Below are 17,812 nucleotides of genomic sequence, written 5' to 3'. Positions count from 1 at the left end.
TTACCAGGAGGGAGGATAACAACATGAACACGCGTGAATGGACAGGCATCATATTGGCAGGAGGATTATCCAGCCGCATGGGGACCAACAAAGCCATGTTGGAACTGAACGGTTCCGTTGTACTGCAACATGTCACAAAGGCCATGAGACCCGCCGTATCCCGTATCATCGTGGCTGCCGGACCCAATGTGACAACTTACGGTGCAATGGGCTACGACTGCGTTCAGGATCACTATCCGGGGAAGGGGCCACTCGCCGGTCTTCACGCAGCGCTGGAAGCTTCCGATACAGACTGGAATCTGGTATGCGCCTGCGATATGCCGCTCCTGCAAACGTCCTTTTTTGATGGGATAAAAAAGCTGGCCGAGTCGCATGACTCTTATTCTGCTATCGTTCCACGCGTGGATGGACATGTCCACCCTCTTGCAGGGGCTTACCACATACGAGTGCTCCCTGATCTGGAGCAGCGTCTGATACAGGATCATCTTCGAGTCATGCGATGGCTTGAAGAGATCGGTTGCTGTTATGTCGAAGCGGAAGAGCTTGAAAGAGCGGGCGTTCATCAAGTAGCGATGCAAATGAGTAATATGAACACGCCGGAAGAGTACGAGCGTATCCGTAATCAAGATTCTGGACTCGATTCCGATCTGTAGGATACAGGAGCGCCTGATGTATCTGCATGATGATTGCGATATTGAAGTGGGCTTTGGCCTGTCCAACGTTTGAATTGTCTGCTGAAATGGGACAGATGGGTGTAACCGAGCTTCCACGCAATTTCACCGAGCGACAGCTCTGGCTGTTCGATCAGTACTTTGGCCTCCTGCAACTTCAAGCTGGACAGGTAAGCCCTGGGCGATCGCCCGTACACCTTGCGAAAGACCTGTAGACCATATCCGGGGCTGATGCCAAACGAAGATATAATCTGCTCTACTTTGACCGTGGATACACTGCTTTCCTTGGTTCGAAGCTGGGCATGGAATGCCTGCTTGATCGCCTCCGCTATAGCTCCCGCATAATGCATGGCTGTTGGAGCTGGTGCATGTGAAGCAGCAACGGAAGTGGTGGACTCCGGTTCATTGTCAGCGGCTTGGGACAACAGGGCGAACAGTTCAAACATGCGGGCCTGCATGATCATTTTATCAGTGGACGTGTAGGCTTCAGATACGTTAATCATCCCCATCCAACTCTCCAGCACAACGCGCATCTTCTTATTATCAGCCGTACCTGCTGCGTAGATTCGGCTGTGCTGTGACATCAGCTTCAGGGTGAAGACCGGATCATCCACATTAAAGTGAGCGCTAAAATAAGTCATGCCTTCCGTGGATACACATTGATTTGTATGTTTGAACCCGGGAGGAATGAGAAGAATGGAACCTTCCTCCACGGTATAGGTATAACCATGAATCACACTCTCCTGCGTACCTTCGATGATCAACATAATCTCAAAGCCCGGATGTGATTCCTCCGGCATCGCCCATCCATAGGGTACTTGTTGGCTGTGCGCACCATAGAATTTGATGTTACTGTCGATAATAGGCAGCCAGTGGGCCAGCGTATGGTGAGGCATTTCTCGGAGCTGTGATCGGATATCCATCATATTCACCTCGGAAAAGGGTAAAAACAACTTGCCTTATACAATCGGCACCCGTAGTATACTTCATTATAATCAGTTTAACGCAAGCATGGATAATCCATTGAATACATCAGCGTTTGAAGTGGTTGCTGAACAATCCAAGTTCTTCAACCGACATTAATGTAAACGCTACCATTATGGATTGGAATATGTCAACTCTTGCACACGTCAAGATCATTATATTTTCCACCTAAAAAGGAGATTAAATCATGGACAAATTATTATATGGCGTAGCTTACTATGATGAATATATGCCTTACGAAAGATTGGACAAAGACATTCAGATGATGAAGGATGCAGGGATTAACGTGGTCCGCATTGCAGAATCAACCTGGAGTACCCATGAACCGCAGAATGGTGTATTTGACTTCTCTTCCGTAGACCGCGTGTTGGATGCCATGCATGAGGCAGGGATTCAGGTTATCGTTGGCACACCAACGTATGCTGTTCCAACGTGGATGGTCAAGGAACATCCGGACGTTCTGGCTACAACCTCACAGGGACCTGGCAAATATGGCGCAAGACAGATCATGGACATTACACATCCAACCTATCTATTCTATGCCGAGCGGATCATCCGCAAGCTGATCTCTCGGGTAAGCACACATCCAGCGGTCATCGGTTATCAGACAGATAACGAGACGAAGCATTACAATACGGCCGGAGATAATGTACAACTGCAATTCGTCAAATACATGCGGAACAAGTTCAGTTCTCTGGATGAACTCAACAAGGAATTTGGCCTCGACTACTGGAGCAATCGAATCAATAGCTGGGAAGACTTCCCGTCTGTTGTAGGAACGATTAACGGCAGTCTGGGCGCTGAGTTTGCCAAGTTCCAGCGTCTGCTGGTAACCAATTTTTTGGCTTGGCAAGTGGGGATCGTGAATGAATACAAACAGGAAGGACAGTTTGTTACCCAGAATTTTGACTTCGATTGGCGTGGATATTCCTACGGCATTCAAGGGGATGTGGACCATTTTGCCGCATCGAAACCTTTTGACATCACCAGTGTGGACATCTACCATCCTTCCCAGGATGATCTGACCGGCATTGAGATTTCATTCGGCGGGGATGTGGCGCGTTCGACCAAACAATCGAATTATCTGGTACTGGAGACCGAAGCGCAGGCGTTCTGGCATTGGGTTCCCTATCCGGGACAGCTGCGTTTGCAGGCATTCAGTCATCTGGCATCAGGAGCGAACATGGTCGCTTACTGGCACTGGCACTCGTTGCACAATTCGTTTGAGACGTACTGGAAAGGATTGCTCAGTCATGACTTTGAACCGAATCCGGTGTATAACGAAGCGAAGACCATTGGCAGGGATTTCGCCCGGCTTAGTCCGCAGCTCGTGAATCTGAAGAAAAAGAATCGAGTGGCTGTGCTGTTCAGCAATGAGGCACTGACATCCATCAAGTGGTTTGGTTTTAACTTCACCAGTGACAAGAACTACAATGACGTGGTGCGCTGGATGTACGATGAATTGTATAAAATGAACATTGGCTGTGACCTCATCGACCCATCGGTTGAGAGTTATGCGGAGTATGACGTACTCGTTGTACCTGCTCTGTATGCTGCTTCGGATGCACTGTTGGAAAAATTAAATCAATTCGTACAGGATGGCGGACATATCGTCTACTCGTTCAAAAGTGGATTTGCAAATGAGCATATCAAGGTACGCTCTACCCGCCAGCCCGGGCTAATTAGTGAGGCATGCGGGATCAGCTATAACCTTTTTGTAGAGCCGAAACATGTGTCACTGCGCGATGATCCATTCAAGGTTGGTGAGGAGCAGAACCAGGTTCACACCTGGATGGAACTGATTACGCCGACAACGGCTGAAGTACTCGCTTGGTATGATCATCCACATTGGGGTGAATATGCGGCAATTACCCAGAATGCCTATGGAAAAGGGAAAGCAACCTATGTCGGATGTTATACCAGTTCTGCGGTGATCCGTAAGGTGTTGGAACGTGTCATGAAGGAAGCGGGCGTATGGGGAGCGGATCAGGAGCTGGCTTTTCCGATCATTGTGAAGACAGGTGTGAACGATCAAGGGAACACGATTCGCTATTATTTCAATTATGCAGGTGAGGCAACATCCTTCGTAAATGCTTATGGAAAAGGGACGGAACTTCTGGCAGGAACCCCGATTGCTGCTGGAGAGAAGATCGAACTGGAGCCATGGGGCATACGGATTGTCGAACAATAATAGAAAATAATAGAGTAGGCAATGGATGTTGAACTATAAATTTACACAAAAACGGAGATGACAGAAATAACCTAACGAAGCGAAGCGTGCGCCTTTATCCCCGGATTTTCCCTTTTCAAAAAGGGAATCAGAAAAAATCTGGGGATAACAGCGATCGAAGGTTGTTCTGTCATCGAAGTATCCATGTAAATAGCATTAGTTGTAACATTTCCAAACGAATATAAAGACCAAAGCGCCCTCAGCTTCCATGCTGGGGCGTTTGTCTATTTTAGCTTAGGAGTGGATGCGCTGTGTTTACCGAATGTTATCGGAAGCTGATAGATCCTTTCAAACGCAGCATTCGCAATAAATTGATTCTTACCATGACGCTGCTGGCCGTTCTGCCCGTCATTGCCATGACCGCTATGGCTGCTGAGAATACCCGCTCTTCCATGGAAGAGGAGATTATGGAGACCAACCGAGCCAATATGAACTGGGCCTCCATCTATCTGGGTGAACAGTTCGCGCGCATGAACAACATTATCTATTCGATTCAGATCAGTGACGAATTGCATCAATATCTGGCGTTGAACGAGGAAGCGCCGGCGGCCAGCCGATTCGATGAACAGAAGGCCATGTTCAATATGCTGAACAGTGTATACTATTCTGCCGGCAATTATGTATTTGGCGTTGAACTGTACCTGAAGGAATTGGACACCTTGTTCACCTTCAACTCGATGGATTCTCGCATCAAAGCGGTATCGGAAATACCGGAAGGATATCATGAGCTTTTTGCACAACATAAAGATTTTACGATTATCAATGATCCGGACGATCCGCAAAAGTTTCACATGACCCGCAGCATGAACCGCTTCGAGGATCAGGCACAGATCGGGGCCATCAGTCTGGAGGTCAAGTGGGCTGAGTTCAACCAGACCTTGGAGCTGCTGGATAGCCGGGGTGACTATGCGGTATACATTGCTGACAGCACGGGGAGTCCGGTCTATCAGCCAAACCAAGATATTCAGCCTTCAGCGGAAGCACTGGAGAAATTGGCAAGCACAAAAGAAAGTTCGGGTTTCATTCGTACAGCCAAGGAATACGTATTTTTTCATTCCATTGAGCCGTCAGGACTGCGTGTGATCAAGATTGTACCTGCCCACGTCATTAATGAAAGTGCCTTGGAAACGATGAAATATGGACTGGTTGTGGGTGGCCTGGCAACCGTCATTTCTGTGGGAATAGCTGGGTTCGTGGCCTGGCGTACATCAAAGCCCATTGTCAGACTGGCAAATTCCATGAAGGGTATCCAGCTGATCAAGGACAGGGAAGTGGTACGAAGCGGTCGGGTAGATGAGATTGGTCTGCTGGAGAAAAATCTGCACGGCATGGCTAGTCGTATTCGGGAACATATTCGCGACAACTACCTGATGAATCTGGAGAAGCAGACGGCCGAGCTCAAAGCACTGCAATCCCAGATCCATCCGCATTTCCTGCAAAATACACTGCAGATGATTGGCGGCATGGTCTACTCGCAAAAACCGGCAGACAGTTACAAGGTCATTCGAGCCTTAAGCGAGATGTTTCGTTATATTGTGCGAGCGCCGGATGGACTGGTGCCCCTGCAGTCTGAACTCGATCAGTTGGAGCATTATATGCTGATTCAGAAGCAACGTTTTGCCGGCAGGCTTGAATATACACTGGAAATCACCGGAGAACTTCGGGCGTGTTATATCCCCAAGTTGTCTTTGCAACCCATTGTGGAGAATGCATTTTTGCATGGTCTGGAGAAGAAACAGGGCGAGTGGAAGCTGGGTATTAAGGTCGTCTGTGAACCTACAGATGTAACCATTCGAATTTGTGATAACGGCGTGGGTATGGATGCTGAGAGACTAACGGAGATGCGGTCCAGACTGGAGCGGCTTACCCGGCAGGCAGATCGGGTGTGGAGTTCAGGTACAAGTATTGGACTGGTCAATGCGGCCTCACGAATGGTAATGCATTTTGGACCTGAATATGGGATGAGCATGGAAAGTGAATACGGACAGGGGACAAGCGTTACGGTACGAATCCCCTGCAATACAGGAGGCGAAGCCTTGTGAACAAGGAACTGTACCGAGTGCTGTTGGTGGATGATGAACCGTGGAACCGGGATATTTTGCGTAACCTGGGAGATTGGAATGAACTTGGCATGACCGTTGCAGGTGAGGCAGAGGATGGCGAGCAGGCCATTCAACTGGTCAAGCAGCATCAGCCTCACATTATCATTACGGACATGCGCATGCCCGGCACAGACGGTGTGGAGCTGTTGCAGACGCTTAGCGGACAATACCCACAGATCAAGGTGATCGTGGTGAGCGGATATGATGACTTCAATTATGCAAAACATGCGATCCGGCATCGGGCTGCAGATTATCTGCTCAAACCGGTGAATCCGGATGAACTGAATGGTGTACTTGCTAAATGTGCAAAGGAATTGGAAAAGGTTGAATCAGCACCTGAATCATGGGAATCGTACCCATCTTCGTTCGCAGGTGAGTTCTCCCTGTTTCAGCAGCAGGCTCGCCTGCGGTTTAATGACCTGAACGGTCAGAGTCTGCGTGAGTGGTTCCAGCAATTACAGCAGAAGCTGGAACGATGCGAGATTAACAGACCTCGGCAGCTTGGAAGGGTGGCTCATGAATTACAGGCTTTGCTGGATGAGTTGTGCGTCTCCAATGGCTTGTACGAGCGGCCCGAAGCAACGGCGCTACCTCCTGCGGCTGCACTGGCTTCCATTGAATCCACGATCGCATGGATTTCGACTCCATACTACCAGGCTTTGGAGCAGCTGATTGCGCAGCGTAAATTCAAGAACAAGCTGAACCTGAATGAGGTGAAGCAATACATTGAGCAGCACTGTATGGAGATGATTACGCTGGAGCAGCTCGCCCAGATCTTTTTTGTCAGCAAGGAATATCTCAGCAAGGTATTCAAGAAAGAGTATGAGGTGAACGTAACCGACTATGTTATCCAATTACGTATGACGAGAGCGAAAGAATGGGTGATGGATGAACAGATTCCGTTCAAGCATGTTGCCGAGATGGCGGGTTATGAAGATGTGTCCTACTTCTATCGTGTTTTCAAGAAGCATTTCGGAGTTTCCCCAGGGGAGATGCGTAAGGGACAGCCTCGTATGTCAGGCAATTCAGCCAGTAGGACGGAATGAGTCGTTTGATAGAGCATTTTCGGCAGGATTAAGGTTTAAAATAATCCAATACACAAGTCTAATTTTGTCCAATGAAGCGCTTTCATTTACTGATATATAATGAGCCTATGAAAGACAAACCAGTTACACACCGGGAGGTCATAAGAGATGAAAGTATGGAAAAGCGTAGCAAGTGCGGTACTGGTCAGTGTTCTGCTCGCAGGTTGCGGCTCCAATGCAGGAACGGAAAATGGGCAGGAGGAATCGGCGTCAGGCAGCACGGTATCACTCAAAGTATTCGTTGCACAACCTCGGCTGAAAGAACATTACGATAAATATATAGAACAGTTCAAAGCCAAGGAGAAAGCAGAGAAAAACATTGAGGTGAACGTGCAACTGGAGATGCCGCCAGCGGACAATGCGCCTCAGATTCTGAAGACACGACTCGCCTCCAATGATGCACCGGATGTGTTCGCCCTACATGCAGTCAATGAGATTCCACCATTCAGCAAAGCTGGATATCTGGAAGACCTCTCGGGCCAACCTTTTGTCGATAAGCTGCTGGATTCGGTTAAACCTTCCATAACGGATGCGGAGGGTAAAATCGTAGCTATTCCATTGGAAACAGTATCATGGGGCTATCTGTACAATAAAGATATTTTTGAAGAGCAAGGGCTGGAAGTGCCAACGACGTTAACAGAAATGAAAGCGGTCGTGGAGAAACTCAAAGCAGCCAACATTACACCGTTTGAACTGTCCTACAAAGAAGCCTGGATTCCGCAATTATTCCTGCCACTTACCGTGGGTGCATTAACTCAGTCTGAGCACAAAGACTTCGTGGAGAAGATGAATCAGGATCAGGGCTCCTTCTCCGATATGAAAGCATTGTTTGATATCTTTGATCTCGTCAATGCCAATGGAACGGACAAAGCGCTGGAAGTGGGCGGAGATGATGGTTCAGCAGCCTTCGCATCAGGAAGCGCCGCGATGTGGATTCAGGGACCCTGGTTTGCCGAGACCATTCTGAAGTCCAACCCGGACTTGAACTTTGGTGTAGCACCAATGCCGATCAATGACAATCCGGATGATACCAAAATCAATCTGAGCACCTCCACTTCACTGGCAGTATCGTCATCTAGCAAAAACAAAGAAGTGGCACTCGATTTTGTGAACTACATTCTCGATGACAAGGATTCAAGTGCATTCTTCGAAGCACTCAAGTTCAATCCGATTGCCAAAATCCATGACTTCAAGAGCTTCCCGTGGGTAGACGATGCCCAGAAATATGTAAGTGAAGGTAAAGCTTATGAGGACCCATCCCTCCCTCAAGCGGTGAAAGACGAGTCAGGCAAAGCGTTGCAAGGCTACTACTCTGGGCAATTAAATCAACAGCAGGTTATCGATGCGCTCGACAAGGCGTGGAAATCCTACAACAAAGTCAACAAGTAAGGAGCTGTGAGGAATGGAGTATCCGCTTTTGTTGGCAAATCTCAACGGTCTGAGAGTTTTGACAACAAATGAGCGGTACTTTGTTTCGTCAGAGTCTTCAAGCAGATGATACGGCAGGCAGAACGTTCTTTGTTCCCTCGTTTACAATCATCCGCTTCGAGTGAAAAGGGGGAGAACCAATGGCTACGAATGTGTTCAAGAAGTATCTGTCACTGCTCGCGTTCACTGCGCCTGCCTTTGTCATCTATGCGATTTTCCTGCTGTATCCCACGTTTAGTGGCATGTTCTATAGCCTGACGGATTGGAACGGACTTAATCGGGATTATAGCTTTATCGGTCTGGGCAACTTTGTGGAATTGTTCAAAGAAGATCCTGACTTTCTGAACTCTCTGTGGTTCACGATGAAATATGTAATATGTATGCTGATTCTGCAAAATGGAATTGCCTTGCTGCTCGCCGTGTTGATTGAGTCACGAACGCGCAGCAAAGGGCTCTTCCGGACCCTGTTCTTCATGCCTAACATGATCAGTACAATCATCAGTGCTTTCATGTGGACATTCATCTTCTCTCAGGTGTTGCCACAGCTCGCACAGAAATTGGCTTTTTCGTTCCTGGATCAGCAATGGCTGGGTGATCCGAAGTTTTCATTTTACTCCATTCTGATCGTATCGCTCTGGAACGGTGTAGGGTATATGATGATCATCTATCTGGCTGCTCTCCAGGGTGTGCCGAAAAGTCTCAAAGAAGCGGCTGTTATTGATGGGGCTAACGCATTCCAGGTACTGCGTAATGTGGTGTTGCCAATGATTACTCATGCCGTGACCATCTGTTTCTTCCTGACGCTGAACGGAGCATTCAAAGTGTTCGAAGTGGTGTATGGACTGACTGGTGGCGGACCGGGTCGGGCCACGCAGGTGATCACGATGAACATCTATGAAGAAGCATTCTCCAACAACTTCAGATATGGCTATGCGAGTGCCAAATCGGTTGTGCTGTTCATCATCGTACTCATCTTTACACTCATCCAGATCACCGTCATGAAGAAGAAAGAGGTGGAAGCATGAGGATGCAACGACTGAACAGTTATCTGATTCGAGTGCTGCTGATTCTGGGCTCTCTCGTCGCCATGCTGCCGATCTACATGGCGGTGGTGAACTCTTTCAAAACACAGGGTGAGATGTTCCAATCTTTTCTCGCGCTGCCAACAACGTTGCACTGGGAGAATTATTCGGACGCGTTTAACAAAATCAATCTGTTGGGCAGTTCCATGAACTCGGCAATTGTATCCTTTCTGGGGATCGGGGGAATTGTCTTCTGTGCCTCACTTGCGGGATACAAGCTGTCACGTACCTCAGGCCGTTTGAGCAACCTGATCTTCTTCCTGTTTGTTGCGTCCATGCTGGTACCGTTCCACTCGATCATGATTCCGCTGACACGGGTAGCCAAAGGCATGGGTGTACAGGGAAGCACGTACGGATTGGCCCTGATCTATATCGGACTTGGCGTGAACATGGCAATCTTCCTCTATCACGGGTTTGTGAAGTCCATTCCGCGTGAATTGGAAGAATCAGCTCAGATGGACGGATGTAATGAGTTCCAGACATTCTTCCAGATTATCTTCCCACTCTTGCTGCCGATCACAGTCACCATCGCGATTCTGGACTTCCTGTGGATCTGGAATGACTTCTTGTTGCCACTGCTCATGCTGACCGATGTGAATCGTTATACGCTGATACTGTCCACGAACATGCTGTTTGGTGAATATAACAAGGAATGGCCATTGATTCTGTCCTCCCTGGTACTGACTGCGATTCCGGTTATTCTGATCTATGCGTTCTTCCAGAAGTTCATCATGGAGGGTATTGCGGAGGGTGCGGTCAAAGGATAGAACGTTCAAAGGAATCCCGCAGCGCATCTGGTGTTTGCCCGTTGTGTTATTCGGCCAAACTTTCGAAACTTACGCAAATAGCCTTGATCTGAAGGACATGGTCCTTCCAGGTCAAGGCTGTTTTTTGGTTGTGAAATCAGGAACCAACATTCGAAGTCAGGAGCCAGAATCCATGAGCCTGTGGACAGCTTCTGCGAGGCATTTTAACCCATGTTCCATCTCATCAGGTGAAGCATACGCGTAAGAGAGCCGGATGTGACTCGCATCTAACCGGTCATACAGATAACCCGGGTGTATAAGTACCTTTTGCTCCAGACAGGTATGGAACAATTGGCGGATAGAGAGAGGGGATACGGTGAATTGCAGCCAGATGTAAAATCCACCAGCGGGTATTTCCCAATCCGCAATCCCATGGAAGTGACGTTGAAGCAACTCCAGCATGATATCTCTGCGTCTGCGTAGTTCAGGGCGAAGGCGTTCCATATGTCCAGCGTGATGTCCTTCTGCGAACCACAGGGCAGCAGCTTCTTGGGCGAGTGAACTGGTACCATAATCGGTCTGCATCTTGATATCTGCCAGACGGCGAATGACCGGCTCTGGCCCAACCAGCCATCCGAGGCGCAGTCCAGGACTGACTGCCTTTGACAGAGTACCCATATGCAGCACCCGTCCTTCCTGGTCACGCGCCTTCAGCGATGACGGAGGAGGTTTATCCAACCACAAATCACTGTAGGCGGCATCCTCCAGTATGGAGATGCCTATTGTTCGAGCGGTGGTCATGAGTTCTTCCCGGCGGTGATCACTCATCACAGAGCCGGTGGGATTATGGAAGCTCGGGATCGTATAGAGAAGCGAGATGTGGTCTTGATCTTTGACATGCTGCGCAGCATCCTCCAGACGTGCAATATGCAATCCTTCGTCATCCATAGGGATGCCACTCATTTTCAACCCTGCCGATTGAAAGGCGTGAATCGAATAGAGATACGACGGTTTTTCCAGCAGAACTGCTGATCCGCGAGGGAGCAGTCCGACCGAAATCAAGTGCAGCGCCTGAAGAGAGCCCGACACGATCAGTATGGAATCTGGAGAGGCCTGAATGCCGGTAGTCTGCAAATGAACGGATAAAGCCTCACGAAGCTCCAGGCTTCCCTGAGGTTCCAGATAGTTGAGTGTACGAGAACGATGGGACAGGGAGTGTAGAATATCGCTAAAAGCATCATGAGGCATCAGCTCTGGGGCAAGCTCCCCTGTACCAAGACGTATGATGCCAGGCCGGAATTCAGCCTGATTAATCTGCTGGATCTCGGGCAAGTTGGGATAATACCAGCCCTCCTCGATGGCTTCATTCCAGTTGGGCATCGCTTCGTGAGCCATACCATGCCAACCGGAGCCGGAAATATAGGTTCCCCCGCCATGTCTGCCTTCAAGTAGCCCCCCGGCGGCCAGATTATCCAGGGCGGTGACCAATGTACTGCGGTTTACGCCCATGGACCTAGCCCATAATCGCTGTGAGGGGAGACGATATCCTGCGGACCATTCGCCCGTTGTGATTTTCTGCCGGATATAGGCTTCAATCTGGCGATATAAGGGCAAGTCGAGAGAAGGGTTCGGCTTCCACCCCATGCTTAGCCGAGAATCAGAACGTTCCATAACTGGCAGAATCACCTCCGTTTTTCTTTGTAACGAACACTATATCATTTGGTTGGGTCTGATGCCATCCAAGTGGTTGGTTACGTCAGCCATCATCTGCCCTACTATGGAATACAGAGATAAGGGGGAAGCGCGATGGAGGTTGTTATTCACGCAGTGGTTCTGGCATTTGGCCTGATCTTGCCACTGGGTGTGCAGAATGTATTTATTTTTAACCAAGGTATGAGCCAGAGGCGTTATATACATGCCCTGCCTGCTGTAATAACGGCAGGGGTCAGTGATACGTTGTTGATCGGGGCAGCCGTTGGAGGGGTGTCGCTCATTTTGCTGCAATGGCCATTGCTGGCGAATGTGTTGTATGCAGTAGGAAGCCTGTTTCTGCTATATATGGCATGGAGTATTTGGAGGTCGTCCGAATCTGTGGAAGGTTCGCAAACGGTAATGTCAGCAGGGCGACAGATTGCGTTTGCCGCATCGGTATCTTTACTCAATCCTCATGCTCTGCTGGATACGGTTGCCGTGATTGGCACCAGTTCACTTCAGTATGAAGGGGTGGAGCGCATTTATTTTGCCCTAACAGCCGCGGCTGTATCGTGGATATGGTTCTTGGGACTTGCAGGCGCAGGCAGGGTGATTGGCAGAACGGATCGAACTGGACGCATCAGTCTGGTGTTTAACCGGTTGTCCGCTGTGGTCATGGTTGGTTTGGCGGTTATGATGCTGTGGAAGCTCATCTATGCATAGAAGGACCGTGATGTAGCGGGCGCATTTTATTTAAAATAAAAAAACTCCCCGTGACGTCTATCGCGCAGGGAGTTCAATGTGGATGCTGAATGTGATTATCAGCATGCCTGGTGATCAAGTTATTGAGTTGGAACTGTAGTGCTCGATAACGCTTTGGTGTTGTGTCTCTTATATATGGTTGGTCATTTGAATTAGGGTCATCGTAATCGGATCTATTCTGCCTTCAGCAGCATGGATTCAATAAACACTTTCAGATCACGGCTTACACTGTTCAACTGATCAATGACCTCGCTGAACTCGGTTACCAGCACCGCTTGTTGGTTGCTAGACTGTGAGATGGATGTGATCTCCTGCTCCATCTGCTGAATGGAATGCTGAACATCTTTCAAGGAACGTTCGATATTCACCGTAGCTTCTTTGGTACCTGTAGAAAGTTTACGCACTTCAGATGCAACGACGCTGAATCCGGCGCCTGCTTCACCTGCTCGGGCCGCTTCGATGGCTGCATTCAGGCCGAGCAGATTGGTCTGTTCTGAGATTTCACGGATGAATGCGGCGACTTTGTTGACTTCGCCTGAGTTCTGCACAGCCATGCGGGTATTATCCAAAATCTGCGTGGAAGATGCCGTCAATTGCTCGGATTGGGCGGCTACCGTCTGCACCATATCTGTTAATTTTCCGCTGATACCGCCGATCAATTCAGTGAAGTACTCCAGTTTTTCCTCGTTCTGAAGAGAGAAACCAATGGCAAGTGTGCCCACGATATTTCCTTGTTCATCCCGAAGTGGGGTGGCCGCCGAGTTGATTGATGTGCCATAGAATTTCGCATCAATACGGTTCGCTGAAGTTTCCCCATGTATAAGTGCCCGGCGTAGTGTAGGGTCATCGAGGGAAACGGGGTCTCCAGCCTTGATGCCCAGATCGAGTTCATTGCTCGGTACATAATACCAGAACTTCTCGGTATCGGTTACTGCAATCATGATATCGTGTTCTTTCAGCATAATTTTAAAATATGGACTTGCTGCAACGAGTGCTTCAACGATGTTCAATAAGGTTCAGCTCCTATAATGTATGTGTATCATCTAGATGTATTGTATACATCGTCAGAATGAGGTTAATCTTGAAGGCCTGATAAGGGCATAACGTATATTAATTAAATTTTTAACAAATGAAACAGGGGAATTGATGATTTTCAGAAATTTATGAAAATATAACGAAAAAGCAGACAAGAACATCATGTTCTTGTCTGCTTTGGCTATCCACCTATGCCTTATGACACGCTCCACTTCACGTTATGAAAGCTGATTTACGTAAGGGGTCACCGCGCCAGCGTTACCTCATCCGTTGTGTGAAGAGGTCATCCTGACGGTAAAGATATATATCGATATGCAGGAATACGCGGTTGAGTTATATTGCGTACTGTTGTTATCCGCCAATCTGGGACATGCGGCGTACCGTCGGCGTGTGCGATTGCATTTTTTGTTCCAAAGCCAGAGCCATCTCATGATTCTTTGGTTTCGTACCCAGCGCTTTGAGGAAAAGTGCCGCCATAGCGTCCGGATCATCCACAAAGCGGCGAACATTATACTCATCGGACCAGTAGAGGCAGGCTTTGATATGTCCGTCAGCGGTCAGCCGAAGTCGGTTGCAATTGTCACAGAAGTGATCGCTTACGGGATGAATCAATCCAAATGTGCCTTCGGAGCCCACAATTTTCATATTTCGTGATGGGCCATTGCCCGCAGGGCCTTTTGTATTTTCTACCGTCCAGCCTGCTTCAGCACATACATCAGTCACGGCTTCCAGTGGCAAATAAGATTTGCGCCATGAATCCGAAGCCTGTCCAATCGGCATATATTCAATAAAACGCACATGAAGAGGTTGATCAATCGTCATTGCAATAAAATCTTTGATTTCATCATCGTTGATACCCTTCATCAGCACAACATTCAGCTTGATCGGAGCAAGGCCAGCAGCTGTTGCAGCTTCAATGCCTTTCAGCACCTTGTTCACATCTCCGCCGCGGGTAATCATGGAGAAGCGATCAGCGCGCAGGGAATCCAGACTGATGTTAATCCGGTTCAACCCAGCATCTTTCAACGCCTGAGCTTGTTTGTCCAGCAGAAGAGCGTTGGTAGTCAGGGCAATATCGTCAATCCCGTCAATTGCCGAGATCATGCTGACGAGCTTGTGCAGATCCTTGCGTACCAATGGTTCGCCCCCGGTGAGTCGGACTTTGCGCATGCCCATCGGGGCAAGTACCTTCAGCACCTGTGCTATTTCTTCGTAGCTCATAATCTCATCATGTGGAGCAAACTCCATGCCCTCTGCAGGCATGCAGTACACACAGCGTAAATTACAGCGGTCCGTAACAGAAATACGGATGTAGTCATGTATCCGGCCAAATGAATCCTGAAGCAGTTCCATGCAGACCACCCTTTCATCGGTTCAGATTGGAAATCTTCTATTATAAATGATACGACAATTTCAAAAGGAACAGTTGCATCAAATTTTAGCTATTTCTCCAATCCGCGTCAACGATGACGTCAGATGACAGCATTTTTGGCGGGGTGATTCAGATGGAATTGTCCCACGAGTTGTTGCAGAAAAACCGTAATGGCTTCCACGTTATGCGAAGAATGCTGAACCTGCAACATATCCCGGATCAGCTCCATCATCTCTGCTTCTACCTCGGCGGAAGTCGCCCGATTCTGATGGCTGATTGCAGCAATATTCTCCATCAACATGACCACTTGATCCACGACTTGAGTGCGTTCAGGTTCTTCGGCGGTAGCATTTTGCAGAAGTTGCGAAGCGGCCTGAACCAGTGTTGTTCCTTCAGCCAGCACCTGATCACCCTCTGTGATTAATTGGGATGCAGCTCCTGCTGCCGTTGAGATTCGGTCCAGAATCTGATGAATATTTTCAGTTGAAGAGCGGGATAACTCGGCTAGCTTGCGGATTTCCCCTGCCACGACCGAGAAGCCTTGGCCATGTTCGCCCACGCGTGCGGCTTCAATTGTAGCATTCAGAGCCAGCAGGTTGGTCTGAGCTGAAATTTCATCAATGACAGCCAGTGCACGGTAAATCTCTTTCATGGTATCCATGAAGGACAGGATGGTACGGTTAGTATCGGATACCGCTCCTGAGATTTGGGTCATTTTATCGCCGATTCGTTCCACTTCCTGCTGGGCCACGCTGATCTGTTCGGTAGCAGAGGTCTCCAGTTGTTGCAGCGTTATGCGCATGTGATCAGCAGCGATCTTGGCCTGGTCGAGATCTTCCAGTTGGGTGCGAATGGCCTGAATCATCGAACCAAGCTTGTAGTTCACACGTTCAGTCGTGCCTTGGGTTGTCTCTGTTGAGGTTCGCATCTGATACTGGTTGTCCATAACGTCTACCGTGGCAAGTTGTACCTTCAGCATAATGCCTTCGAGAGAATCAATCATGTTGTTGATCCACTTCGCCAGTTCACCTGATTCATCTTGGGCAAAAGCAGACGTGTTCAGGCGCTGGGTCAGATCACCCCTGCCTTCGGCGTTAATTCGAATAAATCGGCTGATGCGACGCAAGTCTTCATGAACTCGTTGATATTGGCTACGATGCAGCTGTAATGCAGAGAAGAATCCGAATAACACGTTAAAAGCGGCCATTGCTACCGCGCTCCAACCACTACCAGTGAAGGCATAGACAAGAGCTGCTCCTGCAACGCCTGACAAAAGCATGAAGAGACTGTGTTGCTTGAACTGGCGCCAGCCGATGCTTCGTATCCGATACACTTCCTCCAGATCCCCTTCACACATCATGCCCCAGCGATCAGGACAGTGTGGCAGCTGGAAGGTGATGCCTTTGCCGATCACAGAAATATGGCGATAATCCGAGTAGCCGGGAAAAGCTACAAACAGATTGGAACCATTCTGAATGGTGTTTGCTACTCCGGGGTGTAGTTCTCCGGTCGACGGATCAGTGAACATGAGTTCCAGTTCGGTATGCTCCTTGACGGAAACGATACCCCATTCGGTGGTGACGCCATCTTTGAGATTTTCCCCATGTGTAAAGGTACGGTCTTCGAATCGACTTCGGGATAAGGCGGTGCCGGGTTGCAGATGGGGCCGTAATATCGACTCAGCCATAAAGAGGTAATTGTCACCGGAATCGGGATAGATATGACCTGATTCTCGTTGGATCAGGTCACCGAGTACATCCCCGGGAACACGGCTGCATAATGAACCGACATATCGACCTTCCTGCAGGATTGGGGAGATAAACAGCAAGGTGACATCATCGTGAAAAGCGGACGAGCGTGGACCAATATCCAACGTCAGTGGATCAGAATATGGACCATACAAGCATTTTTTGCCATGACGATCTGCTCTGGAGTACTTCAATCCTGGTCCAATCAAAGCTTCGTAATCTGCATAGATCTGTCCAATATGTTTCTTATATGTAGAGAATGCCACCTGATTCTGTTCGTTCAGCATGAATAGCTCCGTACTGTCTACGGCTCGAATATAACTGGATTGAAACCATGCATCTAGTTTGCTAAGTTGCTGTGAACCTTGTAATACATCCTCTAATTGGACCGACTGTATCTGTTGAAGCAAACGATCCAGGTGGTTCCATTGTTCATCTGCCCAGTCCATCATAAGCTGCCGTCTCGTTTCGGCAATTCCCTCAAAAATCTGTTCCACATCTTCCTTCATATGTGCGTTCAACCGATACGATCGCCACAGTGGCAATCCTTTTCTCCATCCCAGCCAATCAAACATCATGACCACCCCGATTTCTGGATTCTCTATTCAATCTTTATACAAGAAAATGAGCAAGAATACGAGGGGATATGTCATATTTTCCGAATATTTAATCAATAAATACAAATGATCGTGCGCTTGTTGTTAGGTGAAATGTATGTTAGCTATCTACGAAGAAAACTCACATGTATGTATCTGAGAATCCGTCTCATTTTACATTGTGTAACATGAACAGGCCCATACTCAAAACACACTGTATAATGTAATCCCCGCCCAAAGCGATATAGTATTATCTAACAAGCAAAACCTGTTACGTTT

Annotated in this window: 13 protein-coding genes; 8 read left to right on the top strand and 5 right to left on the bottom strand. The window is 48.4% G+C overall.

Annotated elements, in window-relative coordinates:
* Positions 1–23 precede the first annotated feature (23 nt).
* On the top strand, positions 24–653 hold the full coding sequence (mobA, locus tag C161_RS01035; protein WP_051447275.1) for a molybdenum cofactor guanylyltransferase: 630 nt from the start codon (positions 24–26) through the stop codon (positions 651–653).
* On the opposite strand, the gene C161_RS01030 is transcribed toward mobA, so the two are convergent.
* On the bottom strand, positions 623–1,597 hold the full coding sequence (locus C161_RS01030; protein WP_327196646.1) for an AraC family transcriptional regulator: 975 nt from the start codon (positions 1,595–1,597) through the stop codon (positions 623–625). The two genes, mobA and C161_RS01030, sit on opposite strands and share 31 nt — an antisense overlap.
* Before the next feature lie 245 nt (positions 1,598–1,842).
* On the opposite strand from C161_RS01030, the gene C161_RS01025 reads away from it, so the two are divergent.
* From C161_RS01025 to C161_RS01000, 6 genes are all read left to right on the top strand, one after another.
* A complete protein-coding gene (locus tag C161_RS01025) occupies positions 1,843–3,846 on the top strand; it encodes a beta-galactosidase (RefSeq protein WP_036612686.1) in 2,004 nt (667 codons plus the stop codon).
* 290 nt (positions 3,847–4,136) lie between these two features.
* Positions 4,137–5,927 (top strand): sensor histidine kinase, encoded by a 1,791-nt coding sequence (locus C161_RS01020; RefSeq protein ID WP_036612684.1) that lies wholly within the window; start codon positions 4,137–4,139, stop codon positions 5,925–5,927.
* The gene (locus C161_RS01015; protein ID WP_235193705.1) at positions 5,924–7,033 is read left to right on the top strand and encodes a response regulator; all 1,110 of its coding nucleotides are present in this window, start codon (positions 5,924–5,926) and stop codon (positions 7,031–7,033) included. The genes C161_RS01020 and C161_RS01015 overlap by 4 nt, the downstream gene beginning before the upstream one ends.
* Before the next feature lie 147 nt (positions 7,034–7,180).
* The gene (locus tag C161_RS01010; protein ID WP_036612682.1) at positions 7,181–8,461 is read left to right on the top strand and encodes an ABC transporter substrate-binding protein; all 1,281 of its coding nucleotides are present in this window, start codon (positions 7,181–7,183) and stop codon (positions 8,459–8,461) included.
* A 179-nt stretch (positions 8,462–8,640) separates the two neighbouring features.
* Entirely contained in the window at positions 8,641–9,525 is an 885-nt protein-coding gene (locus C161_RS01005) for a carbohydrate ABC transporter permease (RefSeq protein WP_036612679.1), read from the top strand.
* Positions 9,522–10,349 (top strand): carbohydrate ABC transporter permease, encoded by an 828-nt coding sequence (locus tag C161_RS01000; RefSeq protein ID WP_036612676.1) that lies wholly within the window; start codon positions 9,522–9,524, stop codon positions 10,347–10,349. Before C161_RS01005 ends, C161_RS01000 begins: the two co-directional genes overlap by 4 nt.
* A gap of 156 nt (positions 10,350–10,505) precedes the next feature.
* Here the strand turns inward: C161_RS01000 and C161_RS00995 are convergent, their stop codons facing one another.
* Positions 10,506–11,999: an aminotransferase-like domain-containing protein gene (locus C161_RS00995; RefSeq protein WP_036612673.1), complete on the bottom strand. Its 1,494-nt coding sequence runs from the start codon at positions 11,997–11,999 to the stop codon at positions 10,506–10,508.
* 135 nt (positions 12,000–12,134) lie between these two features.
* Here C161_RS00995 and C161_RS00990 point away from each other — a divergent pair, with 135 nt between their 5' ends.
* Positions 12,135–12,743, top strand: coding sequence for a LysE/ArgO family amino acid transporter (locus tag C161_RS00990; RefSeq protein WP_036612671.1), 609 nt, complete (start codon positions 12,135–12,137; stop codon positions 12,741–12,743).
* A gap of 212 nt (positions 12,744–12,955) precedes the next feature.
* Here C161_RS00990 and C161_RS33405 read toward each other — a convergent pair whose 3' ends face one another.
* The 3 genes from C161_RS33405 to C161_RS00975 all read right to left on the bottom strand — a co-directional run bounded on the left by C161_RS33405 (position 12,956) and on the right by C161_RS00975 (position 17,515).
* Positions 12,956–13,792, bottom strand: a complete 837-nt coding sequence (locus C161_RS33405) for a methyl-accepting chemotaxis protein (protein ID WP_036612668.1) — start codon at positions 13,790–13,792, stop codon at positions 12,956–12,958.
* A 376-nt stretch (positions 13,793–14,168) separates the two neighbouring features.
* The gene (moaA, locus tag C161_RS00980) at positions 14,169–15,170 is read right to left on the bottom strand and encodes a GTP 3',8-cyclase MoaA (protein WP_036612663.1); all 1,002 of its coding nucleotides are present in this window, start codon (positions 15,168–15,170) and stop codon (positions 14,169–14,171) included.
* Positions 15,171–15,289: 119 nt separating this feature from the next.
* Positions 15,290–17,515, bottom strand: coding sequence for a methyl-accepting chemotaxis protein (locus C161_RS00975; RefSeq protein ID WP_327196645.1), 2,226 nt, complete (start codon positions 17,513–17,515; stop codon positions 15,290–15,292).
* Positions 17,516–17,812 lie beyond the last annotated feature (297 nt).

Source organism: Paenibacillus sp. FSL R5-192, assembly GCF_000517845.1.
In the GTDB taxonomy this organism is placed as follows: domain Bacteria; phylum Bacillota; class Bacilli; order Paenibacillales; family Paenibacillaceae; genus Paenibacillus; species Paenibacillus amylolyticus.
Note: the sequence above shows the minus strand (reverse complement) of the source record. Positions and strands in the feature narration are given on the sequence as shown.